Annotated in this window: 22 protein-coding genes and 1 tRNA gene; 4 read left to right on the top strand and 19 right to left on the bottom strand. The window is 35.2% G+C overall.

What is annotated here, in order from left to right; all coding sequences use genetic code 11:
- Positions 1-49 precede the first annotated feature (49 nt).
- Positions 50-1,486 carry an extracellular solute-binding protein gene (locus tag GXX20_04600; GenBank protein HHW30942.1) on the bottom strand — a complete coding sequence of 479 codons (1,437 nt, stop codon included), beginning with the start codon at positions 1,484-1,486 and terminating at the stop codon, positions 50-52.
- A gap of 492 nt (positions 1,487-1,978) precedes the next feature.
- On the opposite strand from GXX20_04600, the gene GXX20_04595 reads away from it, so the two are divergent.
- The 4 genes from GXX20_04595 (at position 1,979) to GXX20_04580 (ending at position 8,470) form a co-directional block, all read left to right on the top strand.
- Entirely contained in the window at positions 1,979-3,769 is a 1,791-nt protein-coding gene (locus GXX20_04595; protein ID HHW30941.1) for a sensor histidine kinase, read from the top strand.
- A 5-nt stretch (positions 3,770-3,774) separates the two neighbouring features.
- Positions 3,775-5,364 (top strand): response regulator, encoded by a 1,590-nt coding sequence (locus tag GXX20_04590; GenBank protein HHW30940.1) that lies wholly within the window; start codon positions 3,775-3,777, stop codon positions 5,362-5,364.
- Between the two features lie 108 nt (positions 5,365-5,472).
- On the top strand, positions 5,473-7,731 hold the full coding sequence (gene csaB / locus GXX20_04585) for a polysaccharide pyruvyl transferase CsaB (GenBank protein ID HHW30939.1): 2,259 nt from the start codon (positions 5,473-5,475) through the stop codon (positions 7,729-7,731).
- A 4-nt stretch (positions 7,732-7,735) separates the two neighbouring features.
- On the top strand, positions 7,736-8,470 hold the full coding sequence (locus tag GXX20_04580) for a WecB/TagA/CpsF family glycosyltransferase (GenBank protein HHW30938.1): 735 nt from the start codon (positions 7,736-7,738) through the stop codon (positions 8,468-8,470).
- Here GXX20_04580 and GXX20_04575 read toward each other — a convergent pair whose 3' ends face one another.
- The 18 genes from GXX20_04575 to GXX20_04490 all read right to left on the bottom strand — a co-directional run bounded on the left by GXX20_04575 (position 8,471) and on the right by GXX20_04490 (position 25,501).
- On the bottom strand, positions 8,471-9,037 hold the full coding sequence (locus GXX20_04575; protein ID HHW30937.1) for a hypothetical protein: 567 nt from the start codon (positions 9,035-9,037) through the stop codon (positions 8,471-8,473). It abuts the gene before it with no gap.
- 28 nt (positions 9,038-9,065) lie between these two features.
- Positions 9,066-9,416: a type II toxin-antitoxin system PemK/MazF family toxin gene (locus GXX20_04570; protein ID HHW30936.1), complete on the bottom strand. Its 351-nt coding sequence runs from the start codon at positions 9,414-9,416 to the stop codon at positions 9,066-9,068.
- Entirely contained in the window at positions 9,407-9,694 is a 288-nt protein-coding gene (locus GXX20_04565) for a ribbon-helix-helix protein, CopG family (protein HHW30935.1), read from the bottom strand. Before GXX20_04565 ends, GXX20_04570 begins: the two co-directional genes overlap by 10 nt.
- Positions 9,695-9,913: 219 nt before the next feature.
- Positions 9,914-11,470 carry an NAD(P)H-hydrate dehydratase gene (locus GXX20_04560; protein HHW30934.1) on the bottom strand — a complete coding sequence of 519 codons (1,557 nt, stop codon included), beginning with the start codon at positions 11,468-11,470 and terminating at the stop codon, positions 9,914-9,916.
- Entirely contained in the window at positions 11,433-12,995 is a 1,563-nt protein-coding gene (locus GXX20_04555; GenBank protein HHW30933.1) for a hypothetical protein, read from the bottom strand. The genes GXX20_04560 and GXX20_04555 overlap by 38 nt, the downstream gene beginning before the upstream one ends.
- A gap of 5 nt (positions 12,996-13,000) precedes the next feature.
- Positions 13,001-13,492 carry a DUF4330 domain-containing protein gene (locus GXX20_04550; protein HHW30932.1) on the bottom strand — a complete coding sequence of 164 codons (492 nt, stop codon included), beginning with the start codon at positions 13,490-13,492 and terminating at the stop codon, positions 13,001-13,003.
- 56 nt (positions 13,493-13,548) lie between these two features.
- Positions 13,549-14,037 carry a DUF4330 domain-containing protein gene (locus tag GXX20_04545; GenBank protein ID HHW30931.1) on the bottom strand — a complete coding sequence of 163 codons (489 nt, stop codon included), beginning with the start codon at positions 14,035-14,037 and terminating at the stop codon, positions 13,549-13,551.
- A gap of 105 nt (positions 14,038-14,142) precedes the next feature.
- Positions 14,143-15,324 (bottom strand): glycosyltransferase, encoded by a 1,182-nt coding sequence (locus tag GXX20_04540; protein ID HHW30930.1) that lies wholly within the window; start codon positions 15,322-15,324, stop codon positions 14,143-14,145.
- Between the two features lie 15 nt (positions 15,325-15,339).
- The gene (gene murJ, locus GXX20_04535; protein HHW30929.1) at positions 15,340-16,914 is read right to left on the bottom strand and encodes a murein biosynthesis integral membrane protein MurJ; all 1,575 of its coding nucleotides are present in this window, start codon (positions 16,912-16,914) and stop codon (positions 15,340-15,342) included.
- Positions 16,915-17,086: 172 nt separating this feature from the next.
- A complete protein-coding gene (locus GXX20_04530; GenBank protein HHW30928.1) occupies positions 17,087-18,739 on the bottom strand; it encodes a hypothetical protein in 1,653 nt (550 codons plus the stop codon).
- Between the two features lie 91 nt (positions 18,740-18,830).
- Positions 18,831-19,772 (bottom strand): AEC family transporter, encoded by a 942-nt coding sequence (locus tag GXX20_04525; GenBank protein HHW30927.1) that lies wholly within the window; start codon positions 19,770-19,772, stop codon positions 18,831-18,833.
- 517 nt (positions 19,773-20,289) lie between these two features.
- Entirely contained in the window at positions 20,290-20,742 is a 453-nt protein-coding gene (locus tag GXX20_04520; protein ID HHW30926.1) for an Hsp20/alpha crystallin family protein, read from the bottom strand.
- A 242-nt stretch (positions 20,743-20,984) separates the two neighbouring features.
- Positions 20,985-22,526, bottom strand: coding sequence for a stage V sporulation protein B (gene spoVB / locus GXX20_04515; protein HHW30925.1), 1,542 nt, complete (start codon positions 22,524-22,526; stop codon positions 20,985-20,987).
- Between the two features lie 117 nt (positions 22,527-22,643).
- On the bottom strand, positions 22,644-23,141 hold the full coding sequence (locus GXX20_04510; GenBank protein HHW30924.1) for an acyl-CoA thioesterase: 498 nt from the start codon (positions 23,139-23,141) through the stop codon (positions 22,644-22,646).
- A gap of 21 nt (positions 23,142-23,162) precedes the next feature.
- Positions 23,163-24,125, bottom strand: a complete 963-nt coding sequence (gene dusB / locus GXX20_04505; GenBank protein ID HHW30923.1) for a tRNA dihydrouridine synthase DusB — start codon at positions 24,123-24,125, stop codon at positions 23,163-23,165.
- Positions 24,126-24,207: 82 nt separating this feature from the next.
- A tRNA-Arg gene (locus tag GXX20_04500) sits at positions 24,208-24,282 on the bottom strand.
- A gap of 73 nt (positions 24,283-24,355) precedes the next feature.
- Positions 24,356-24,973, bottom strand: coding sequence for a hypothetical protein (locus tag GXX20_04495; GenBank protein ID HHW30922.1), 618 nt, complete (start codon positions 24,971-24,973; stop codon positions 24,356-24,358).
- 180 nt (positions 24,974-25,153) lie between these two features.
- Positions 25,154-25,501: a hypothetical protein gene (locus GXX20_04490; GenBank protein ID HHW30921.1), complete on the bottom strand. Its 348-nt coding sequence runs from the start codon at positions 25,499-25,501 to the stop codon at positions 25,154-25,156.
- Positions 25,502-25,536: the final 35 nt, after the last annotated feature.

Raw genomic sequence — 25,536 nt, 5'->3', positions numbered from 1 at the left:
ATTGTCTTAGTTTAATGTCCTAGCCTATTCTATAGTCCATGGATATAATTTATTTTTTTGCATTGTACTCTGATAATGCTTTCATAATTGCTGACATATCATAGTCGCGCTTAATTATGGAATCATCATTGCGTGTTTTATTATAGAATTCATTCAGTGCTTTAATGTATCCATCTACATCTAATTCTCCTGCGTTAAAAGCAGTGATTGAATTTGTGATAACATCTCTGACTCCAGGATAGAAGGACCTTGACAAATCACGGATACCTATACATTTTCCTGCGTCAATTGCAGCCCATGATGAAGATACTGAATGTGGCAGCAAATCACCGAAATTCTTTGCAAAATCAGCAATTGCAAGTCCATTCATTGTAATTTCTACTACTTTTCTGGTAGTTTCCTTATGAGAAAGCATATAACGGTAGTATTCTTTTACAAGATCTTCATTCTTAGTGGTTGCAGATACAGCACTAACAACACCTGCAACAGCCAGGTAAGAAGGATCTCCTTTCTTATTTGCGGGGAAAGGCATATAAGTAAGTTCAAAATCGTCCGGCCAGTTGCCTTCCATTTCAGCTTCCAGCCAGGAACCGCAGGGATAGAACACTACATTTCCATTACAGAATTCCATCTGGGTTTCTGTAATTTCCAGAGTACCGGAAACAGTGTCTACATATCCTTTATCAATAAGCATTTTGGTTCTTTCCAAAGCTTCTCTGATTGCAGGATCACTATAAGCATTTTCCTCTAAACGCTGCAATTTACCAAATGCGTTAATATCAATTGAGCATACCAATGGATTAAACCAGTAGTTGTAGAAATATTCCTGACCATATTTTGTTGAATAGCAAAGTAGGTATTTGCCTGCAGCTTTTGCCTTTTCTCCGAGAGCTACAAACTCATCCCAGGTTTCAGGTACTTCCCATCCCATTTCTCTGAACATGTTGGCATCATACCAAAGTCCTGAAGTATAAACAGTATCGCTTATACAGTAGTGTTTACCGTCAACATAACCAAATGTCATCATTGAGAAGTTTAAAATATCTCCTAAAGTCTTTGACGGGTCATCTACACAGGGAACATCATAGAGAAAATCAAGGGGCTTCATAACTCCCTCTTCGATGGCAGCATAGTAGTCATACATACCAGCATTAACGTCGAAAATATCAGGAGCATCATTTGCCATAACACGGCTTCTTAAAATGTCAGCTGCATTATGATCGTATACCACTTTGGTTTCAAGCCCGGGAAGCACTTCTTCCAGTTTGGCAAGAATGGGGTCTGCCATCTGGCGCTGTCCACCAACCATGAATAATACATCCAATACACGTCCGCTGTAATTTGGAGCAGAGTCTCCTGTGCTGGTTTTGTCTCCTCCTGATGTTGAAGGTACATTTGAATCATTTGCCTTCTTACCGCCGCAACCTGCAAAACAAGCAACTATCATGCAAAGGCACAGCAGTATTGCAAAAATTCTTTTTTTCATAGTTTACCTCCTTATTTTTTTATTTATATGTAAGCAGCTTCCTGCTTATTTATTGAGCAGTTATTGGCCGTTATCTGTCAGTTTAAGACAGTTTGCTCTTATTTTGTTTTTATTAAAAACAACAGGAACAAAAATATTGCTTCATCGTATTAAGGAGTTACTATAATTACTAATTTCAACTTCAGAACGCTTTACACTTTAGGAACTTACACAATACTGTTATGATACGGTTAAAATAATACTGCCAACAATTATTGCTTAAACTCTGTTAATAGTAATATTGGTAATAAACAACTTTCATAAAATAAATATTATAAATAACGGTTAATTATTAGTCCTCATTAAATGTAACATTTCTTATTTATAAATCTCAATCAAAAGATTTTAGCAATTAATATTAAATTTTTGGATAAATCAATCCAATATTTATGCAATTTGACTTTATCTCATACACATGGTATATTTTTTATGTAATGTCAACGAGGTGCTGATATGCATAAGTTCAAGAACTTTGTGTTCTTCCCCAATATGAAATTACGAGAGAGAGTGTTAATCACTTTCCTTCCGATAGTTTTTGCTTTTTTATTTATTATAGTAATACTTTATTCTCTTATGATGAAGGCTCTCATTAAGCAAATATTGTATAATAATTTTCAAACAATTGTTATGATCAGCAACGATATATCCAACTCTCTTGATGAAATGGAAGATTCGGTATCTAATATAATAAGAAGTCAAAATGTTCAAAGGTATTTATACAGTGATACTTCTTCCAGCGCCAAAGCTTCAGTAAGGTCAACTTTCACCCGTTTGTTCAATTACGAGGTAAATACTACTATACCCTTTTCCAAAAGTGCTTACTTAATAAAAAATGAAGAAGACTATATTTGCATTGAACCTGATCCATCAATGACAGAAGAGGATATTGCTGAATTTGTATCTACCATTTTCAAAAATAACTACACTATCTATTCACCTAAATACATATTGCCTTCCAGGGAAAACTTTATTAGAAATGGTATCCTGCACTATGTTATGCCTGTACCGAATTTAGACCTTGTGACGCTGGAAAAATCCCTTATCGTCATCAATGTCAGCCCGACTTTTATCACAAATATTTTTCAGAAATATTATAATTTAAAAGTTGTGGATTCAGTTTTTACTGTATCAGACTATAATGGGAACCTGGTATGCAGCATGCCTGCAGCTTCACCAGAAGAATATAAAACTCCTGTGTTCACCGAACCTCCTGAAACAGGATATTACATAAAATCTTCAAAAAGAGGTAATCTCCTGGTGATGAATATGCGCATGAATAATATGGGCTGGGTGGTTACAATCACTGTTCCCCTGGAAAAAGTACTTGCCCCTGCAAAGCCTTATCAAACTCTATTCATGCTATTAATAATATTTAGTGTATTGGTTTTTTTCCTGCTTCTCAGGTTCCCGACTGTGAGTATATATACTCGTATCCGTGAAATGTGCCAGACTATGGATGCAGTGAAAAAAGGCCAGCTACACAGCCGTTTCCCGGTAAAATACAATGATGAAATAAGCATGATAGGAAAAGAGCTTAATAATATGATTGATAGTATTCAGCATTTGAGACTGGATATCTCAGAATTGAATCTGCGTCAGAAGGAAGCCGAGCTTCATGCCCTGCAAAGCCAGATAAATCCTCATTTTCTTTACAATACACTTGAGAGCATACGAATGGTAGCTCTTGAAAATAATTGCCAGGAAGTTGCTACGCAGATAAAAACCTTATCAGATACATTTCGGTATACAATTAGTCCTGACGGCTTGAATCAACAGGTATATATATACCAGGAAATGGCACATGTTAACGACTATCTCAGTATCCAGAGTTTCAGGTTTAAAGACCGGTATGATATAAAAATTGATGTTGATGAAAGCATTTTAAAATATCGTACTCTAAAACTGATATTACAACCATTGCTGGAGAATGCTTTTACCCATGGAGTACGTTCTATGAAGTCCGGCGGTAAAATACATATGACCGGTTACCGGGACGGTGAGGATATTTGTTTTATTATTTCTGACAATGGTGTTGGGATGTCTGAAGAAAAACTGATGGCACTTCGCAGGGAACTTTCTGCTTCACCCTATGAACCGAGGGGAGGCTCATCCATAGGGATTATAAACGTAAATGACCGTTTAAAACTGGCATTCGGCGAAAAATATGCACTGCAAATAGAAAGTTCCCCTGGAAAAGGTACCACTGTTATACTAAAATTCCCAGTTCTTGAAGGAGTGGTCTAGAAATTATGCTAAAAGTCATACTTATTGACGATGAAGAATTAATACTTAGAGGACTACTAAAAATCATTGACTGGGAAGCCAATGGTTTTACCGTTGCTGGAGCTTTTTCCGATTCTGAGGAGGCATTGGCCATGGCGCCAACTCTCCAGCCCCATCTGGTTATCGTAGATATTGAAATGCCCGGTTTATCAGGCCTGGAGCTTATTGATGCCCTGCGCGACAGATTACCCTATGCCAAGTTTGTAATCCTTTCTGCCCATGATCAGTTTAAGTATGCTCAAAAAGCCCTTCAATTAGGTGTTTTTCGCTATTTACTAAAACCTATAGATGACAACGAGCTATCAGAAGCCCTCAGACTAGTACGTACCTCTATTTATAGCATGATGGAAGAACATAGGAATCGTACCAAGTTGCAGCTCGATATCCAGCATCATTTAAGTTCTCTGAAATCTCAAATCATAAGAGAAGCCGTATGTGACGGGTTCATACGCCAGGGAAAGGACAAGCCTGAATTTTATGATGAGTTATTGTATAATTATAGTTTTCATTTATGTTATATACAGATATGTACACAGCTTAATGAACATTTTACTTATACTCCTTGTTCTAAGAGCCATATTGATACAATTGCCTCTTACTGTACTGATGAACTAAAATGTGCCAATATTTTCAGACAGGAAGATTGTCTTGTCCTTGTTATGGATTCTCCGATACATAATATAGATTTCAATCTGTTAACAAAGAAATTTGCAGGTATTACAGGTATGCCTGTGATTATAGGTCTTACTCAGGCTTTTACAGGTCTTTCAGGAGCACACTCCGATTATTTGAAATCATTTAATAGTTTCCAGGAGGAAGTTTTTTTCACGACAGAGTCCACGTTTTTCCGTATTGCTTCCAGGAGCGAACATGCAAGTGAGGATTTTTCATCCTTATTGAATGATTCAAAAAAGATTCTTCCACCTGTTCTTTTGCAGCTTGATATAGAAAGTTATTCCAATTACTGTGAAAATATATATAAATATATATTAGCCATGAAAAATCATACCACCCCGGCAGCAGTACATACTTTTTACGGCACCTTACTTAATTTCGTAAAACGTACCAGTATGTCGATTAGTGGCAAGAATGAGGACGCATTTATTCCTGTTCCGATCCCTAAATTCAGACATCTTGCAGATTATAATAAATATATTGTGGATATGACAGAAAGCTTTCTTGCAGAAGCAATCAATTTATGCAACGTTGACAGCACCCGTATAGTAAACCAGGTGAAGCTGTATATACGTGAAAATTATACAGAAAGTGATTTAAAACTTAATAAGATAGCAGATGCCAACTTTATTAATTACAGTTACTTAAGTTATTTATTTAAGAAAACAACCGGTAAAAATTTCTCTTCCTATCTTACTGAAGTCCGTATAGATGAAGCAAAAAAACTATTACTCCACTCCTCTTTACCAATAAATGAAATTGCAAAGAGGGTTGGCTATCAAAATTATCAGAATTTTCATTACGCTTTTAAAAATATTTGCGGGAAATCGCCAAATACTTACCGTATGCAGTACTCAGGCCAGAATATTGCTGAAATATAATTTAAATTGACAATATCCATATGGTAACTTAAACTTTATATATCAATATTTTAAGCCATATTAATAATAAACAATTATAAAAGCAAGTGGCAGATTGGCGGTTGTACAATGAAAGTCCTACATTTAATCGGTGGTGGGGATATTGGCGGGGCAAAAGTCCACGTTTTATCCCTGGTCAAGGAGTTAAGCAAATATATCGATGTTAAAATAATAAGTTTCAGGCCAGGACCTTTTTCAGAAGATGCCCTATCTATGGGTATAGATATAGAAGTGGTTAAAACCGGAAACATCTTTTCAGATATAAAAAGAGTATTAAACATTATCAGAACAGGGGGTTATGAAATAATTCACTCCCATGGTGCAAAAGCCAATATGATTTCACTTATTATCAGGCTCTTTGTAAAGGTTCCTACTGTAACCACAGTACATAGTGATTATAAGCTTGACTATATGCACAGCCTGGTAAAAAGGCTTGTTTTTGGTTCAATTAACACTGTGGCGCTGCGGTTTATAGGGTATTATATAGGAGTATCCGGCAATTTCAGAGACATGCTTATTAGGCGCAAATTCCCTTCTGAAAGAATATTTGTTTTATATAATGGAATGGATTTTAATAAACCCTTAAATAGTTATTCCAGAGAAGAACTTTCAAAGAAATATAATTTGAACTTAAGCAGCGAAGATATTCTCGTAGGAATTGCAGCAAGGCTATATCCAGTAAAAGGAATTGGGACTTTAATTGACGCGGCAAAAATTGTGTCAGAAAAAAATCCAAAAGTTAAATTCCTCATCGGAGGAGATGGTGAAGACCGTAAATCCCTTGAGAAAAAGGTCCAGGCTCTGGGAATTACCAATAATGTATTCTTCCTCGGATGGCTGAATGATCCCTATGAACTTATGAGTAATGTGGATATAAGTGTACTTACATCAATAAGTGAGAGCTTTCCTTATTCTATTCTGGAAGGAGCAAGATTTAAAAAAGCCACTATAAGCAGCTGCGTAGGAGGCATTCCGGATCTTATTGACCATAATATTAATGGATATCTGTTCAATCCGGGAGATTATAATAAGCTGTCGGAATATATACTGGAACTTGCAGATGATAAAGATAAAAGGGATGAAATGGGCAGGAATATATATCAAAAGGCCAGCACCCTTTTCTCCCTTGATAATATGTGCAAAACACAGCTTGATATTTACAAAAAAATACTTGAAAGAACCGAATCCGAAAACATAATAAAAAATAATAAGAATACTTTATATTTACAGCAAAAATACGATGTTATTATTTCAGGCTATTACGGATTCAGAAATATTGGCGATGACGCAATGCTGATGGCAGTAATAAACAATCTTCGTCAATATAAAAACAATATAAGGCTCATGGTTCTGTCCAAGGATCCGGCTGAAACAAAAATGATTTATGGAGTTGATTCCATTAACCGTATAAGCCTATTGCATATATTCCGGATAATGAAAAATGCCAGGCTGTTTTTGTACGGCGGAGGTAACATAATCCAGGACAACACAAGCACCAGATCACTTCTCTATTACCTTAGTACAATCTGGATGGCAAAAAAAAGGCATATGCAGGTTATGTTTTATGCAAATGGTATTGGCCCGTTAAACAAAGGAACAAATAAAAAACTTACCCAAAAAATATTAAATCAGGTTGATGTTATTACATTAAGAGAAAAGCTTTCCTTACAGGAACTTAAAACTTTAAATATAAATAAACCAAGAATTGAAGTAACTGCTGACCCGGCGCTGGCAATAACAGCATGTCCCCTGGAGGAAGCAGACAATATTTTCTTCAGGGAAGGAATACCTTCCTCTGGACCCTATATAGGCTTTTCTGTGAGAGAATGGCAAGGGCATGAAAAATATGTTGAAGTAATTGCTCAGGTAGCAGACCACTTATCCCGTAAGTACAGTGTTAAAACTGTATTTATTCCCATGCACTATCCTGATGACATTTATATAATAGAAGATGTTGTATCAAAAATGAAAGAAAAAGGCTATATAATTAAGAATAAATATTCTGTTGAGCAGACTTTAGGAATTATTAGCAAAATGGATATATTTATTGGTATGAGACTTCATGCTCTTATATTCGCAGCAAGTTTGAGTATACCAATAATTGGCTTGGTATATGAACCTAAAATAAAGGGCTTTTTAGAATATATAAATCAACCCTCAGCAGGCCATGTTACCAACCTTGATTTCGGTAATTTAAAGGAATTGGCTGAGAAAGTATGGGAAAACAGGTTGGAAATTAAAAAGCAGCTTGAATTAAATGTAGAAGTTTTGAAAGATAAAGCCCTTGAAAATGCCAGAATTGCCGTTGAGTTAATCAGGAGGACTTAAGCTTATGAGAAACACAGCAGATATAATTGGAGTATTTGTAGATAAAGTTACAATGGATGAAGCCTTGAAAATAACCAGAGCTTTCTTGCAAGAAGCTAGTGTACATGCTATATATACACCCAACTCAGAAATTATGATGGCGGCTCAGAGAGACCCATATTTGAAAAAGATTCTAAATGAAGCAGACCTGCTGGTGGCAGACGGGGCTGGCGTGGTTTTGGCATCGAAAATATTAAAACGCTTTCTTCCTGAAAAAGTATCAGGAATAGACCTGGTAAAGAATATTTTTGAATCTCCGGGAAAAACACCCGTCAATGTCTTTTTATTCGGTAGTAAACCTGGTATAGCCGAAGAAGCAGGGATAAATATATTAAAGCTCTATCCAAATGTCAGAATTGCGGGGTGTCACCATGGGTATTTTAAAAAAGAAGAAGAACCAGATATTATAGAGGCTATTAATTCTTCTAATGCTGATATTCTTTTAGTCGCCCTGGGAGCACCCAAACAAGAAAAGTGGATTCATGAAAACAAATCAAAACTTAAAGTTAAAGTTTGTATAGGAGTTGGCGGAACCCTTGACGTATTTGCAGGAAAAGCGAAACTTGCCCCTGAATTTTTCCGCCGGAACGGGCTTGAATGGCTTTACAGGCTATACAGAGAGCCCAGAAGGTTTATTCGCATGCTTGATCTTCCAAAGTTTATTTTACTAACACTTTGGACAAGAATAAGAGGAAAATAATTATTCTTCCTCTTTTTCTTCATCAGTTTCTATAGTATACTTTCCTTTAATCAACACCCATATATCAGTTTCTGCAACAATTCCCCTACCATCGTCTCTGGCAATGAGAAGCAAATGATTTGGGGTAACATTGTCACCTGTCTGTAAATCCACTCCTGCAGCTAAATCTGCCAGTCCTCCGTATGTACCTGCAATAGCGGTGGCTTTGCCCGATCTTAAAACAATCTCAGTACTTGCTCCTAACATTACTTTACTGCCGGCTTTCACTTCAATAGCTTCAAACTGTCTTGCAGAAGATAATTCCTCCAGCTTTGCGGACAAACTTTCATTTTTTTTGACCAGATTATCTGCTTTTACATTAAGCTCATTTATTATATCGTTAAGTCTCTTTATTTCTTCGTTTAATTTAGCATTTTCCTGGTCCAGATAACTTTTCAATACCAGAGGGTCTTCTTCTCCCGGTATGGCGCTTACTACCTGAACCATATGTATTAAAAGCAAGGTGCTGATAAAAAGTGCTAATACTATAATTTTATGTATATAATCTGTATTTCTTATAAATTTCATCTTATGTAACCCCCAACAACTTACCTACCTATATATCTGTAAGACCAAAACTGATTCTTAAGGCTTCATTAACTTTTTCCATAATATCATCTTCAAGGTGTCCTATCTTTTCACGAAGCCGGCGTTTATCTATAGTTCTAATTTGCTCACATAATATAACTGAATCTTTTGCAAGACCGTATTCCTTTGCACTTATTTCTATATGAGTAGGCAGTTTTGCCTTGTTAATTTGTGATGTAATCGCTGTTGCTATGACTGTAGGGCTATATTTGTTACCCGTGTCATTTTGTACAATTAATACAGGCCGCACACCACCTTGTTCGGAACCTACTACAGGACTTAGGTCTGCATAAAAAATATCTCCTCTTTTTATAACCAATACTTCTCCATCTCCCTAAGTCTTTCTTCATATTTTATTTGTTGTTCACAATCTGCATCAAAACATAATTCTACTAATTTTAAATTTATTTCAGCCATATCCTGGTATCCTGTCTTCATCACATCCCTCATTTCAATTTTTCTTTTCTCTCTTATATAAAGTTTCATAGCTTCTCTTACGAACCTACTCCTGTTAGTCTTCTCTACAGAAACTATAGAATCAATCTCTTTTAATAAGTTATCTGGTATACTGATTAGCACTTTTTTAAGTTCGGACAATGTTAACCCCCACTTTCTTCATTCGAACAGCAAAATACTAATAAAGCTAATAAAGTAATAATATTACATATTATTATGCTTCATTTTCCATGAATAATACTACTGTTGAATGATAATCAATGGTTATGTTTCATTTATAATTTTTTAACATACCTACTAATATGTATATAATTATATATTTGTTTATATACATAGGTCAAATTAAAAGTATATTACATACTATGTGCCTTCTTTAACAGCTTTTATGGCGTATGGAAGTTCATTTATAATATCACTTGCAATCAGTCCGTATATTCCTTTAACATCCGCTACCCGGTCTCCTGCAAAGCCATGGAGATATACACCTGCTATGGCAGCCTCTTCAGGTTTAATACCCTGGCCTATCAAACCGGCAATAATACCTGTTAATACATCTCCGGAACCTGCTGTTGCCATACCCGGATTACCTGTAAGATTAATATAGGCCTCCCCATCCGGTAAAGCAACTATTGTCCTGGAACCTTTTAATACCGTAATAACTTTCCACTTTGCAGCGAAATCACGGGTAATATCAATTCTGTTATTTTGCACTTCCTGCACACTTATTCCTGTAAGACGTGACATTTCTCCCGGATGTGGTGTAATAACAGTCGGTACTTTTAGCTTTTTCAAAATATTTAAATTAAGCGCCAGTGCATTTAATCCATCAGCATCTATTATAATAGGCATTTTTGCATGCTCTGCAATTGCATCTAATAATTCAACCGCGTCGCCTTTTGTAGATAATCCCGGTCCGATAACAGTTACAGTCATGTTTTCCATTTGTTTTACTACTGTGGGTATACCATCTTTTGTGAAGTATCCGCTTTTATTATCTTCAATAGGTATTGTAATAATTTCCAATAGAGGAGGATTGTATTTATTAGCTATTAATGAGGGAAGCCCTAAATATACCAGCCCTGCCCCTGCTCTTAAAGCACTGGCTGCTGTAAGTCCCCCTGCTCCCGTCATGCCGTTGGAACCGCCAATTACAAAAATTCTGCCATAGTTCCCTTTATTAGTGTCAGGAAGCCTTAAAGGCAATATTTTAGAAACAAGGCTTTCCTCAATGGTATTTAATTTAATATTCATGCTGTCAACAACTTTGCGAGGTATTCCGATATCAGCAGTCACCAGTTTGCCTGTATATTCACAACCGGGATGTATCAGCAAACCCGGTTTTGGAAGCCCGAAAGTAACTGTTCTGTGAGCTTTAACAGCCACACCCATTACTTTTCCTGTTTCACCATTTATACCTGAAGGTATATCTATGGCGATTACAGGTAATCTCGAAAAATTTACCAGATCAATTATCTTTGCAACAATTCCGGTTACATTACCTTTTAAACCTGTTCCGAGCAAACCATCTACTACCAAATCTCCATGATTTAAACTATCTTTTAACAGATCTAACTGTTCTTCTGAAATAATCTCTACATACTCAATGTCTATTTTTTCTACTATACTTATATTTATTGCAGCATCTCCTGTAATTTCCTCTTTCTTTGCTGTAACAAAAAGCCTGATTTCTGCTCCCTTATTAAATAGCTTTCTGGCTACAGCAAAGGCATCTCCGCCATTATTACCTTTTCCTGCCAGTACTATAACTCTCTTACCAGGCAATTGACCTATAAATGATGAAATCTCATTTACAACACAGGAAGCTGCATTTTCCATAAGTACAATTCCTGGTATTCCGAATTGCTCAATAGATATCCTGTCAATTTGATTCATTTGTTTGGGGGTGGCTACCTTCACTATACTCTCCCTCTTTGCCCAATATGTTCAGACATGTGAGAATAATACCTACAACAACCCAGAACATGAGCATTAATCTATTATAAAACCATACATGATCAGCCAGTCCCATGACAAGTATACCAAATAAAGCCGATACTCCGGCTATAAGTGTATTTTTAGCATCACTCTGTCCTACATGCTTGAAAATTCTTGTCACGCTGTTTTTGAACAGTCTGAATAAAAACCAGATAAATGAAGCTATGGATAATATCCCCGCTTCCAGCCATATCTGGAGATACAGATTGTGGGTATGGACTGCAGAAGTGAGTCCAAAAGAAAGGTACCTTTTAAAGACCGAACTAAATGCATTTATTCCCAATCCAACTCCTGAAACCCAATAGTCCATGAGCATAGGCTTGACATGCCGGATTATCAAAGATCTATAATTTAGTGAATTTTCATTCGGGTTAAACAATGTCATAATCCTTCTGTAAATTACATCAGGAAGCAAAGGAACCGCCAAAGCTCCTGCCAGTATAGCAAGGGGCAATAGTTTTCTATTTATTAAAAACACAAAGACGAATATAGAAACTGCAAAAGAAATCCATGCAGAACGTGATCCTGTTAGAAATAATGCAATTACAACAGGTATTATCATTGCTGAGAAAACAAGCCTCTTAATAAGAGTTTTTGCATTAATAATTGCCGTTACAAAAAAGGGTAGTGTTAAAACAAGAAGTTCTCCGTATACATTTTCATTACCCATAGTAGAAGATATTCTGGAGAGGCCTGGATTTAGCCTTGTATCTGTAATCGAGGGATTTACAGGTATCCCTATAAATTTCCACTGGTATATGCCGTAAAGCGCTGTGAAAGTTACTCCCACCAGCAATAAATCCACCATTATATTTAGCTCCTTAAAAAAGGAGGAAGAACTGATTATGAGTATAAGAAATATTGCAGAAATAACATACAACAAAAGATAGCTTAAACTAAGTCTCGGTATGACTGAATTAACTGTTCCCAGGATAACCGACAGCCAGAAAATAAAAATTGGCAGTTCCAAAGTCTTTATTTTGAAACTTTGTTTATCCTCTAAAATCGTCTTGATTAAAAATAACAGGACTAAAACCAGAGCCATCATTACACTATATTTATTATACCAGTAACTGTCAGGTATAATTACAGTTATTATAAGACAGGCACCCAAGATTAGAGTGTATTTGCTGACAAAAAATTTTAGTACTCTTATAAAAATACTTGCATCAAAAATTTTCTGATATTTTATGTAAACACGTCTCAATAAGCTTGAAGGTAAATTAATTAATTTATTTAGTAATCCCAAAGTATAGCTATTCTCCCAACTTTGGGCAATCTTCCCTTTTTTTCGTATAAATCTCCAGATTAAACTATATTCAAGAAAATTTTTGAACTTACTGGCAAAACCCTCCAGGAGACTATGAGTAAATGATTTTTCATATGCATCCTGAAGTTTGCATAATATTGAAAAAATAAAGCTTATGATTACGCTCTCAACTTTCAAATCAATTACTCCTTTATCTTAATATCGCTAATTCTGCCATTACTTATCATCGAATTCCCGACGTAGAGGGTTACCGTCTGTCCTACATAATAATTAGCTTTATCTATTGTTACGCCATTGCTTCCTATTACACCTTTTCCATTCATTGTAATGGTAACGGATGCATAACCTTCTCTGGTTGTCTTTACCAATTCACCCTTGATATTTCTCGCCCATGAAACCGACTTGTCAACCACAATATCGGTAACATTTCCAAAGCTGGCATTTTGAAGGGATTCTCTTACCGGGTCTCCTACTTTTATAGCTTTGGCCGCCGATTCAGGAACTTCTTCGCAGTAATACTCAATTATTAAATCCTGTGTTTTAACAGTATTAGAACTAGCAGCCTTACCCTTAACATATCTATATCCTACTCCTACAACAACAGCGAGTATAGCAACTAATATAGCTACATCTATTATTCCTATTTTCCTGCTTTTGCTATTATTTGCAACCATAATATCCCTCCGCTTTATGATGATTCCGGTTATCTATACTTAAATTATTTAACGTATTATTTCTTCTCAGCACTATATATGATTCCATATAATGCACAATCTCCAACATACAATGTTATATACTGACCAATATAATACTGAGCTTTATCAATAATTATTCCGTTTCGATCAAGTATACCTTTTGCTTCCATTGTAATATAAATGGATGAAAAACCTTCCTTGTTGGAAATAATAAATTCTCCCTCGCTTGATTCTCCCCAGGATACCGACTTGTCAACCTTCACATCAATCACTTTGCCAAAATCAGCATTCTGAAGGCGTTCACTGGCAACGTCCCCGATTTTAACCCTGTTGGCGGTAAAACTGTTTACTTCTTCTTCATAAAATACGATATGTAATGTATCATTTTTGGGAGCCAAATAGCCCGAAGAAGAAGGTAAAATAAATTTATATGCCAATATTCCTACCACTACAAGAACTAATACAGCAATAATATCTATTATACTTACTTTTCCAAATAATCTGCCCTTATCATCAATAATCACTTTATACATCTCACTTTCTTTGTACTAGATCCGGATTAATGGCACTTTCCCAATTTCAATAAGACATATTCCAATTCTTTCTATAACCATAACGCATAAGTAGTATTAAGTGGGAAGTGGAATTTCATTTTTTGCAACTGCAGCTCTATATAGATTATAAGTTTCTGTCACCATTCTATCAAGACTAAATTTATTTTTTACAGTATTATATGAATTTTTACTATACATATCATATTTCTTTTTATCTCTCATCAATTCCAAAATTCCTTCAGCAAAGCCCTCCACATCACCATATTCTACAATTTTACCGCAATTACTGTCTTCATTTATTATTTCCGCCGGACCCCCTGAATTGGTGGATATTACAGGCAGACCGCAAGCCATAGCCTCGAGAATTGAAATTCCAAGAGCTTCACTCTTTGAATGGGAAACAAATAAATCACTGGCATGCAGTATTTCTTTTATATTATCTCTGTATCCGGTAAAAATTACATCATCTGATATTCCTGCCATTTCGGTGAATTTTTTGCACTGAAAAAACAATTCTCCATCTCCGGAAAGAAGGAACCAAATTTTCCTATTTAATTCTTCCTTATTTCCCTGATGTTCTATCAACTTTTTAAAATATTTAATTGTTTCCATCAGGAACATATGGCCCTTTTCTTCTGAAAACCTTGCAACGGAGCAAACTACAAAATCTCCGCTTCCAATACCCAGTTCTTCTCTTACTTTTAACCGAGACTTACCGGAAGACCAGTAATTTACATCTACACCATTATAAATAACTTTTATCTTAGAAGCATCAACACCTTCCTTAATAAGCTGATTCTTAACAGCATTGCTTACGGCTATTATTTCACTATCCCTGCGGGTGACAATAGAATTAATCAAACCGGTAATAAGGTTCTTCGGTTGGAGCATATGTACTGTGTTAATAACCGGAACTTTATTTCCGGCTATCGCAGATAATATTCCTATATAATTTTCTCTCAAAAAATGTGTATGAATTACATCAATAGATTTTTCAGCGCAGATTTTTTTAACTCCCAATGCAGCCTTTAAATCATAGGGACATAACATAGGAAGTCTGACAGCTTCAATACCCATACTTCTTAATTCTTTAAGCATAGGCCCTTTCTGGGAGTATGCCACATAAAAAGTACAGTTTTTATTATGCAGACCCTCAGCTAAAGACAGTATATATCTTTCCGAACCACCTTTCCCAGGATAGTTTAATAAGTGCAGCACATTTAATTTTCTTTTTCTGTATGAAGCATTATTCTTCAAACTAATACCCCCATATTAATTTTTTTTATTTATCAGTGCCTTTTTGGCCCACCCCTTTATTCCGCTAATTATATTTGTAACTTGCTGTACTTTTAAAAAATATGTAGCTGTGAAATAAACCAGCGCTCCCACAACAGTTGGTACCATCAGCCGGATTCCTTTATGAAGCACCGTGCTGCCTGTCGCATAACTGTTAACCATATGGCTTATAGGTATTATGGCTATAAACATTATTACACTTGCAGCAACAATCTTAATATAAGTTAAAGTTACTTCTTTTCCTCCGAAATTTCCAATTTTCTTTTTAATCATACGTATCAAAACTATAGCACCAGTAATTGCAGAAACTGAATACCCCGCCGGAATACCAAAGGCCTTTGGCAACCCGAAAAAATCTGCCAGTTTTATCAAGGTCAGACTTGCAATAACATTAACTGTCATTATTATTACACCGTTTATAGCAGGTTTTTTAGTATCTTTTAAAGAATAAAAAGCTCTGTCGATAACCTCCTTTATTCCTATACCTGTTATCCCAAGAGCGTATAGAGCCAGAAAACTCCCCGCAAGGGATACATTTCCGGCAGTTACCCTGCCCCAGCCATAAAGTAAATCAAATAACTGCCTGCTAACAGCTATAAAGCCTGCAGTTGCTGGTACAAGAAAATATATAATCAGATTAATAACGTTAAGAAGGTTATTCTTAAATCCTTCCATATCATTCCTTGCCGCCATCATTGTAAGTTTCGGGAAAACAACTGAAGTCACTGAATATACAAAAGCTAAAATTGCATATAATACAAGGTTCTGTACAGTTGTCATAATTGATACAGTATCCTTGAAATTGGCTGATAAAGTTGTATTAAACAACATATTCAGCTGATAGGCCGATGCAGAAACAACAACTGCAGGTGCAAGCCTTAATGCTTCTTTTACATCCTTATTTCCGAACTGAACTGAAGGCTTGTATCTATAACCCGCTCTCCATATTGAAGGAACAAGAATTAATGCCTGAAACATAAGTCCGATGAATGTAGCTACAAGTAATCCTTTGATTCCAAACCTGCTTCCAAAAATATAAACATACAATATAACTGTAAGACTGCTTGGAACACTAATAAGCGCCGGCATATTATAATTACCAAAGGATTGCAGCATCCCCTGGAATATGAAACTTAGACCATAGAAAATCATTACCGGGAACATAATTCTAACAGAAATTAGTGCAAAATCATATCCTTGGTCCCGAAACCGGGTAAGTGCCAGTATAGCGGGTGCTACGATTATACCGGTTATTGATAGTATTAATGTAAATAATGAGGATATAGTAATAACATTATCAGCGAATTTAAAGGCTCTGTCCTTCTGGTCAGTTCCAATGTACCCTGCAAAAATTGGAATAACTATATATGCCAGTGCGCTTCCAAGGCTTGTAAATATAATATTGGGCAATTGGATGGCATAGGAATATATATCCATTTCAAGAGATATTCCATAGTATGTGATATATACCATACTGCTTACAAGAGATAACAACCTTGAAAAAACAGTTATTATCATTACTATTCCTATTGATTTGGCAGTGCTTTTCATGTTTTGGCTAATTTCCCTGTCCAACTTTTAATCTCCCTGTCCTCTTTATTGTTTAGAAATTTTATTCATAGAATCTTCTTGTTAGAAGTCTGCTTTATCAGAAGTTTACATTGTATGAAAGTTTCTCTTATATGAACTTTCTTCGCTGGGATCATTCATATTACAAGCTTTTTTAGCTTTTTGGACTAAAAGGCTTTCTTGCCAGCAACTTTCCAATGACCTGTTCCCCTCCGTAACCCCCTAATATTGTCAGAAAAGGTATTACAGGATAATGATACCTGGACTGCACTTCAAAAAGAGTATGAGCACCCACAAATGCAAAAAACAGCAGATGAATTGCCGCCGCGGGATAAATGCTGTGTCTTTTAATATATATGGTTCCTGCCGCAGCAAGTACAATAATCGCTATATAATAAATCTGGCTGGTCCCTAAAAAAGCCCTGGGATGGCTCAATACAAAACTGCTTATATCATTAGTACTATAAAGCTCATACATACTCCAATAATAACCATAATCTTCATTGGTCCACTGGATAATAAATTTCTTTTCTATCAGCCTGAGGAAATTCATAGGCTGAGAAACAATCCTTTCTATAGCCCTTTTGGTTGCCTGCCCGTGGACTTCCTTGAAATCATAGTCAAACTCCTGAATTATCTCCTCATCCTTTGCGCTATACATACCGGAGGATTCATAATTTGTTCCGATGTAAAAAGAGAAGCCTGAGGATGATCTCCACAAACGTACACCCAATAGGTTTCCAACCGTCAGGTCTACTACAGCTACTGTTATTACCGCGCTTGCCAAAACTGCAAAAGATATTTTAATTTTGTTGCCGGTTATAGGCTTCCATATAGTGTTTAATGTCTTCTTTAATGTTGTATTTGTTGATGCGTTTTTTAAAGTATTATTTGAGGTTGAATTTGCAGCAGTATTTGAAGCTCTCTTTGATGGTCCCTTTGATGCTGCCTTTGAGGAATTAATATTGATTTCTGGACTTACCCTTTGCTTATTTTGTTTACTGCTCTTACCACGTCTATCCTCTTTCCAGAACACAAAAAGGCATAGAATCAAGATAGGAATCAATATCATTGATACCGGCCTGATTAAATAAGCCAGGGCTATCATGGAACCTGAAGCCGCTGCCAGAATATAGTTTCTTGCATTTTTTTCATTTGTTTCTACTAATATAAAGAACCAAACAGCCAACAGGAAAAACAACATAAAAATATGTTCTGATGCAGCAACGGAATTATACATAATCTGTGCAGGCCAAAATGAAAAAATAAGTCCTGCAATACGTCCTGATCTTTCATTAAATATCTTTTCTCCCAGCTTATATACTAAAAAAACCGTGCCCACGGATAGGGCTACATTAAATAGTTTAGCTACTATAATATCAGTACCGAAAATCCTGTATAAAACTGAAAGAATAAGTGAATATCCAAATTTAAAGGGAAAAAGAGGGTAAACATCCCCATAAAGTTGGAAATAACCTTTACTTGCATTTATTGCGTAATTGTTGTATCCGTAAAAGTCAGATGTAGGAGCCGTATCTATAAATACAACCCATATTATTCTTGGAATGAGTGCTGCAAGAGCAAGGACGATAGAAAATATTTTACTGCTTAAGGGTTTGCATTTCTTATAAAAAAAGTATAATAATCCCATAACAATAAACAGGAAAACAATCTCAACACAAACAACTATGTACGAGGGAATATTCAGCATTTCCGGAGTTTTCACAAAAACTGAAAGAATAGTCAAATACAACAGTAAAATAACGCCAATATAAACTATTAATTTGAAAAAATTATTTTTTTGCAACACTAAGTCCTCCCTGTATTAAATATCAGGGAATATTATACCATTCCTAAGCATATATTACTATATTAATGGGAAAAGGATTGTCTTAAGTTTAAATACGACTCAGTACAGCAGCATATACAGGCACAAATATTATGCTCAATAAAGTAGTCATAGATACCATAACAGCAGCGTACTTATCATCGGAGTTATATGCTTTTGATAATATTGCTACTTGGGTCATAACAGGCATGGACGCCTGGATTACAAACACATTTCTCATTAACACAGGTACAGGCATTAAATAACATACAAGAAGTGCAATTAAGGGAGACACAAAAAATCTTCCAAATATAACAGCTAACATGTCTTTAGTTAGCCTCATATCTTTAAAATTAACAGAATGTATAGTGATACCAATGAATAGCATTGATATGGGAGTAGTCATATTACCCAAATAACGGCTTGTATCCATTATAAACTTCGGCAGTTGTATTTCCAAAGTCACTAAGAAGAATCCTATTATAATACCTATTAAAGGTGGAGACAGTATTTTTTTTAACATTTGGAGAAAGCTTCTTTTGGCGTTGCTAATATCATCCTTCTGAAAACAGTATGTACCTAAAGTCCAGAAAATAACTGTATTTGAAATATAATAAAGCATGACATAAGGAATACTATACTCACCGTACAGGGCATTGTTTATGGGAAGCCCCATGAACATAGTATTTGAAACAAAAAACATGACCTGAAACAAGCCCTGCCTTCCCTTTTTAATCTTGAGCAACCTGGTAAACATAAGACTTACAATGTAACTAAGAATCATTGATGTAAAAGGCCTGACAAGGCCGAAAGATATTTGCCCCAGTTGTTCCTTATTAATATTAGCCACGAAGTTGGATATCATAAGAAATGGAAGGGAAACATTTGTAACCAGCTTTGCGAATAATTTGTTGGTCTTCTCATCAAACCACCCTTTAGACGCCAGAAAATATCCTATCATAATGATTATTGCAAGACTTAATACACTTTGTGCCGCTTCAAATATTATCATTAGTGCCTCCAGAAAACTATAAATAAGTTATATATACTTGAATCATTATTTTATAATATTTAATTAGTTAATACAATAATATTCATCAGTCTCTTACAGTAGAAAACTACTCAATATTTATCTCTCCTTTTTTTAACAGTCATACATGAATATACTCTTGTTGAATATTACTTTTCCTTTCTTTTTTCCAGTAAGCTCTCCATGCTCATAAACGATATAGCCATTAACAATAACATAATTCATTCCTTTGTGGGTACTTCAGGATTATTGTGCTCTGTATTGGCTATCATGTTATCAAAATCCATGATGTCAATATCTGCATAAGATTTTCATTGATTGTTTCTCATTTATAAATCCCTGATTGCTTAAAAGCCGCATAAAAAAAGGCAGCCAGAGCTGCCTCAATATAGCATGTTGCAATATCTAGTTGTGAATCCATGTTGTAATACCAAGTTGTAATACCATGTCGTAATACTTTGTTGAGAAGCTGTGTTGTTATACCATGTTGTAATATATCCTACTGTATCTCTATGGTGCGGCCGTTTCTTCTTCCTTCCTCTTTTTTGGGTAATACTATTGTGAGTATTCCGTCATTGTATTTAGCCTTAACTTCTTCATGTTTAATATTGTCTACATGGAAGCTCCTGCAGAAAGATCCTGATCTTCTTTCTTTTCTGATGTATCCTTTCTCTTCTATCTTAGTCTCTTCATTGTAATCTACTGCAATTGTTAAAACGTCATCTCTCAAGTCAATCTTTATATTATCTTTACTTACTCCCGGAACTTCTGCTTCAATAATGTATTCCTTATCGGTTTCACGAATGTCAGCTCTTATGGCATTGCTTCCCGGTAAGAATACAGGAAAGTAACTGTCGCTGAAAAAGTCCTCAAATAATTTGTCCATATCGAACCAGTTGTTTTCGCGTACCAAGCTGCTCCTACTTCTTCTAAAAGGAGTTAGATAGAACATACAAACACCTCCATAAAATTTTTTATGTTTAATAACATTTATGTTAAGCTAATATTTTCTATAATGTTTTGTCTTTGACTATCTTTGACTTTAGCTTTATTTTACAGGTAATTTATCTATTAATCAATCCTTGATTTTGACTTTCTTTGACTATTATTTTGCATTAAATTGTAATATTATGCTTTTATTTACCAATACTCAAAATTGCTCATTCTTATACATTTTATAAACCATAAACATCATTATTTCAGTCCTATAATCTTTTTTATTTCACCTCTAGATATAACTCCTGCGGTTATCATCAGGAATATTCCTACAAAAATAGTTGTCCCTAAAGAAAGCAATACAGTGATTTTTGTATTCAATAAAAATATTTCATAAAAACTCTTTACGTATTTACTGGTCATAAGTAATATTATTCCAATAAGTCCTGGCTTTAGTATCCAGTTCCTAATATTAAAAATTAAGGATGTAGTTTTTACAACAACATAAAAATTCATTAAAACTACAACTAAATAACTGGCGATAATACTCCATATATAGCTTTCAATTCCATAGGCCGGCATTAGAAAATATATCAGGCATATTCTTATAGCGTTTCCTATAATTCCATTTCTCAGGGATACTGCCTGTTTTCCAAGACCATTTAATATTCCTGTCATGGTTTGCTGGAGATAGATGAATATACATGTAAAAGATAAAGTATATAGAAGGCTTCCAATATTCTCCCTGGCGTAAAACAAATTTCCTATTTCATTTGAGTAGGCCATAAAAATAGAAGAAAACAGAAATCCCAGAACAAATGTTATTTGCAGGGATTGATTTATCCTGTAATTGATGCTTCTCATGTTTTTTTTGGATACTGCTTCGGCAATTGCAGGTATAAGGGTTGTAGCTATAGAAGAGGTTACTAGGGAAGGAAAAAAAATCAGGGGCATAGCCATACCAGTTAACCTGCCATATTGTTCCATACTGGCCTTATAATCTATTCCTCCCATCAGTAGCATCCTGGGAATCATTATATATTCAACTGTGGACATCATTGAAGTAATAAACCTGTTCATAGATATAGGTACAGAAATTTTTAACAACTGACTTACAATAACTCGTTTTCTCATTAAATTCCTTTGAGTCCTTAGCTTATATTCATCTTTCTTTCTGAGATTATAGACAATGATCAGAACCAATAAATTAGATATCTCACCCAATACCATACCAATAGTAGCTAATGCACAGGCATATTCAATACCTAAACCTATATAACGGGATGAAATAATCATAACGAGACTGATTCGCACCACTTGTTCCACAACTTGTGAAACAGCAGTGGGAGTAACGTCCTGCATTCCGTAAAAATATCCCTTTAAGGCTGATGAAGCTGCAATTATCGGTATATTCGGGAGTATTAGCAAGAAAGAATAATATGTTCTGGTGTCTTTCATAATCTGATTTATAACAAAATTTATGTTCATTAATAGAAAAAGGGAAATTATAGTACCTGCCGCACAGGTTATGAGCAAAGCACAAATTGTTATTCTTCTGGAATTAATATTGTTATTTTTTGCAGTTTGAGCTGCAACCATTCTTGATACGGCAATGGACATTCCTGAAGTAAGTGTAAGTATTATCAAGGAATATACAGGCGAAATTAGCTGGAAAAGTCCCATTCCTTCTGCGCCGATAAGATTTGACAAATAGACTCTGTATACAAATCCCAGAACCCTTACGATAAGTCCTGCGATCATAAGTGTTATGGCACTTCCAATAAATGACTTCTTTTTCATGGCAGCTCCTGAGAATAGTATCAAAAATAATCCTTAATAATACTATTTTCAGAAAGCTTGACTTATTACTTCCGAAAAAATAAATACCCCTCAAAGTAGGGATATTTATATAATTTATTACTGATTTTTTCTTTTTAAGCGTTCACATCTTCTTTTTTCAGCTTCCTGGAACTCTTTCTTCTCTTCCTCTGTTTCAAGTATAAGAGACGGCACCGGCCTTGGTCTTCCCTCATCATCTAAAGCTACAAAAGTAATATATGCCTTGTTGGTTAATATTATTTTGCCGGTTTTTATATTTTCTGAAAAGGCCTTAACCATTACTTCCATTGAAGTCCTGCCAACCCAGGTCAGCTTTGCTTTCAGTATTACCAGTTCTCCCATTCGCGCAGGATGCCTAAAGTCCAGGCTGTCAAGAGCCACTGTAGCTACAACTCCGTTTGAGTGCCTGGAGGCAGCGGCAGCTCCTGCTATGTCGATCCAGTGCATAAGTCTTCCGCCAAGCAGGTTTCCAAGAAGGTTTGTGTCATTGGGCAGGACAAGCTCTGTCATTTCCACCTGTGACTCACTTGGGGTTTTGCCAGGTAATTTATTGGAGTTTATTAATGAATTCTCCATATGATCCTCCCTATAATCTTTTTAAAATGAAGCAAAATATTCTCTTAATAATTCAATAATTGCATCTTTGGAATTTAGTCTGAAAACTTTTTCCTTTATTTTCGCTGAATTCTGCATTCCTTTAATGTACCATGCAATATGTTTTCGCATCTCGCATGTTCCTATATATTCTCCTTTTAAATCCACCAGCATTTTTAAATGCCTTAAAATAGTATTAAGTTTCTCTTCCGGGGACGGACTTGGCAGTAACTCTCCTGTTTTCAGGTAATGTATTATCCTTCTGAAAATCCACGGATTTCCCTGGGCCCCTCTTCCTACCATAACTCCGTCGCAACCTGTTTCTTTCAACATTCTCTCTGCATCTTCAGGCGTAAATATATCACCATTCCCAATTACAGGGATTGATACCTCTTCCTTGACTTTACGGATTATTTCCCAGTCAGCCTTTCCGCTGTAAAATTGTTCTCTTGTCCTCCCGTGGACAGCAATTGCTGCAGCTCCATTCTCTTCTGCAATCTTTGCTATTTCAACCGCATTGATATTATTTTCATCCCATCCCTTTCTTATTTTTATAGTAACAGGCTTAACTGAGGCTTTTGAAACCTTTTTTACTATTTCTGCTACTAGCTGAGGTTTAAGCATTAATGCGCAGCCTTCCCCGTTTTTTGTTATTTTAGGTGTGGGACACCCCATATTAATGTCAATTATTGAAGCGTCAGAACAATTCAGTTTTTCAGCTATTGAAGACATTATATCCGGATCTGATCCAAATATTTGCACGCTTGCCGGCTTTTCACCATCAGAAATCTGTGCCAGCTGATTTGAACGTAAATCATTATAGTGCATTCCCTTTGCACTGACCATTTCAGTATAAACCAAGCCGCAACCATTTTCCTTACATAGTATCCTAAAGGGCATATCAGTCACGCCCGCCATAGGTGCAAGGAAAATATTGTTGTCAAGTTTTACATTCCCTATATACATAGTCATCCTAAAAACTAAACATGATGCAATAAAACTGTGCTTTTATTTTGAGGCTAAATAAATATGTATGGCTAAATAAACATGGTGCCCCGGGCAGGAATCGAACCCGCATCAGTGGATCCGGAATCCACCGTCTTATCCATTAGACTACCGGGACAGAAAATTTTTACATCTTTAGCTTCATTATTTCTATTGTATTATACATCCTTTTATGAAAAAAGAAAATAGTATTAAACTAAAAGTAATTGCTCCACTATTCCAATTATATAGTCGAGAACAGTACTCCAAATAAATCCCCATAAAAGTACTACCGAAAATACCAACCTCTTAAATAAAGGCTGAAAATTATATATTGCATTAATTCCTCTGTACATAATAGCAGTAGACCAAAAAATAATTATATAGCTATACAGGACCGCAAATAATAATAAACCCGGACTGCTTAATTCATTTAAATTTCTGAAGACAGTGTAGTACAGCACTATATTAACAGGAATAATTATGAAATGAGATATAATATATATCTTCATTATTCTTATTACTGAATTATTGTTTTCAGTATTAAACTCTTTTTTAAAAAATTTAAAAATATCCCGCAAAGGCAAAGAAATAACCAGCACATCTACAAAACCTATTAGTGCTACCAGTACTACAAAAAACACAATGTTTCTGAGCAGAACATTATCAGGTTTCTCTACGAAGTATTTAGTATAAGTTCCTGTCACATCAGGCAAAAACATATCTATAAGTCCCACTATTGCTATTCCCATTATAAGGGAAAATTTGTTATCTGTTAGTTTTTTGTATAATTCTTTAGGCAGTAATAAAATATTCAGCAACTTTTCCATAGCATATCCTTCTCCGTTCCTGCAAATATCGTAATAAATAATGCTGCTTTCAAATTATACTGCTTTATAGTTATTTATTATATCATGAATTATAAAAAAATCATGAATAAATTCACATGTACTTTTCACCCGAGATGTAATATCATGTTCTCAAAAAAAAATAACCCTAAGAGAAGGCTGCTAAATTATTTGAAGAAGTAGGAATACAAAAAGGGCAAGGCTGCCAATAAGAGCAAGATTGATAGCTACTCCTGTATAAAACTTATTCTTAATAATACTTAAATCTTTATCCTTTTCAGAGTAACGTTCCTTTAAAAGCTTACATTCTTTTATGTAGTTATTAATAATAAGCTCTGCTTCCTTGAACAAAAAATCTTCCCGGATCTTATTTATATTAGAATCCGTTCTACCCTTACTTTTATCAGGTATAGTCATTGTATCATTTTTGAGAATAAAAATTGCCTCTTCAATTATATTTGAAGGTATCTCCTTAATTACAACTACTCTCTTTGTACCACTACTTACCATAAAGCCCTCCATGTAAAACTTGTAAGCTCATAGAT

Source organism: Clostridiaceae bacterium, assembly GCA_012840395.1.
Lineage (GTDB): Bacteria > Bacillota > Clostridia > Acetivibrionales > DULL01 > DULL01.
This window is presented reverse-complemented; position numbering and strand designations above follow the sequence as displayed.

Bases quoted from the DNA above. Each gene is read 5' to 3' on its own strand.
- GXX20_04550 (HHW30932.1), bottom strand. From the start codon at position 13,492: ATGGTTGCAAATAATAGCAAAAGCAGGAAAATAGGAATAATAGATGTA.
- GXX20_04590 (HHW30940.1), top strand. From the start codon at position 3,775: ATGCTAAAAGTCATACTTATTGACGATGAAGAATTAATACTTAGAGGA.
- spoVB (HHW30925.1), bottom strand. From the start codon at position 22,526: ATGAAAAAGAAGTCATTTATTGGAAGTGCCATAACACTTATGATCGCA.
- GXX20_04490 (HHW30921.1), bottom strand. From the start codon at position 25,501: ATGGTAAGTAGTGGTACAAAGAGAGTAGTTGTAATTAAGGAGATACCT.
- murJ (HHW30929.1), bottom strand. From the start codon at position 16,914: ATGAAAAGCACTGCCAAATCAATAGGAATAGTAATGATAATAACTGTT.
- GXX20_04520 (HHW30926.1), bottom strand. From the start codon at position 20,742: ATGTTCTATCTAACTCCTTTTAGAAGAAGTAGGAGCAGCTTGGTACGC.
- GXX20_04510 (HHW30924.1), bottom strand. From the start codon at position 23,141: ATGGAGAATTCATTAATAAACTCCAATAAATTACCTGGCAAAACCCCA.
- GXX20_04600 (HHW30942.1), bottom strand. From the start codon at position 1,486: ATGAAAAAAAGAATTTTTGCAATACTGCTGTGCCTTTGCATGATAGTT.
- GXX20_04580 (HHW30938.1), top strand. From the start codon at position 7,736: ATGAGAAACACAGCAGATATAATTGGAGTATTTGTAGATAAAGTTACA.
- dusB (HHW30923.1), bottom strand. From the start codon at position 24,125: ATGTATATAGGGAATGTAAAACTTGACAACAATATTTTCCTTGCACCT.
- GXX20_04525 (HHW30927.1), bottom strand. From the start codon at position 19,772: ATGATAATATTTGAAGCGGCACAAAGTGTATTAAGTCTTGCAATAATC.
- csaB (HHW30939.1), top strand. From the start codon at position 5,473: ATGAAAGTCCTACATTTAATCGGTGGTGGGGATATTGGCGGGGCAAAA.
- GXX20_04495 (HHW30922.1), bottom strand. From the start codon at position 24,973: ATGGAAAAGTTGCTGAATATTTTATTACTGCCTAAAGAATTATACAAA.
- GXX20_04595 (HHW30941.1), top strand. From the start codon at position 1,979: ATGCATAAGTTCAAGAACTTTGTGTTCTTCCCCAATATGAAATTACGA.
- GXX20_04575 (HHW30937.1), bottom strand. From the start codon at position 9,037: ATGAAATTTATAAGAAATACAGATTATATACATAAAATTATAGTATTA.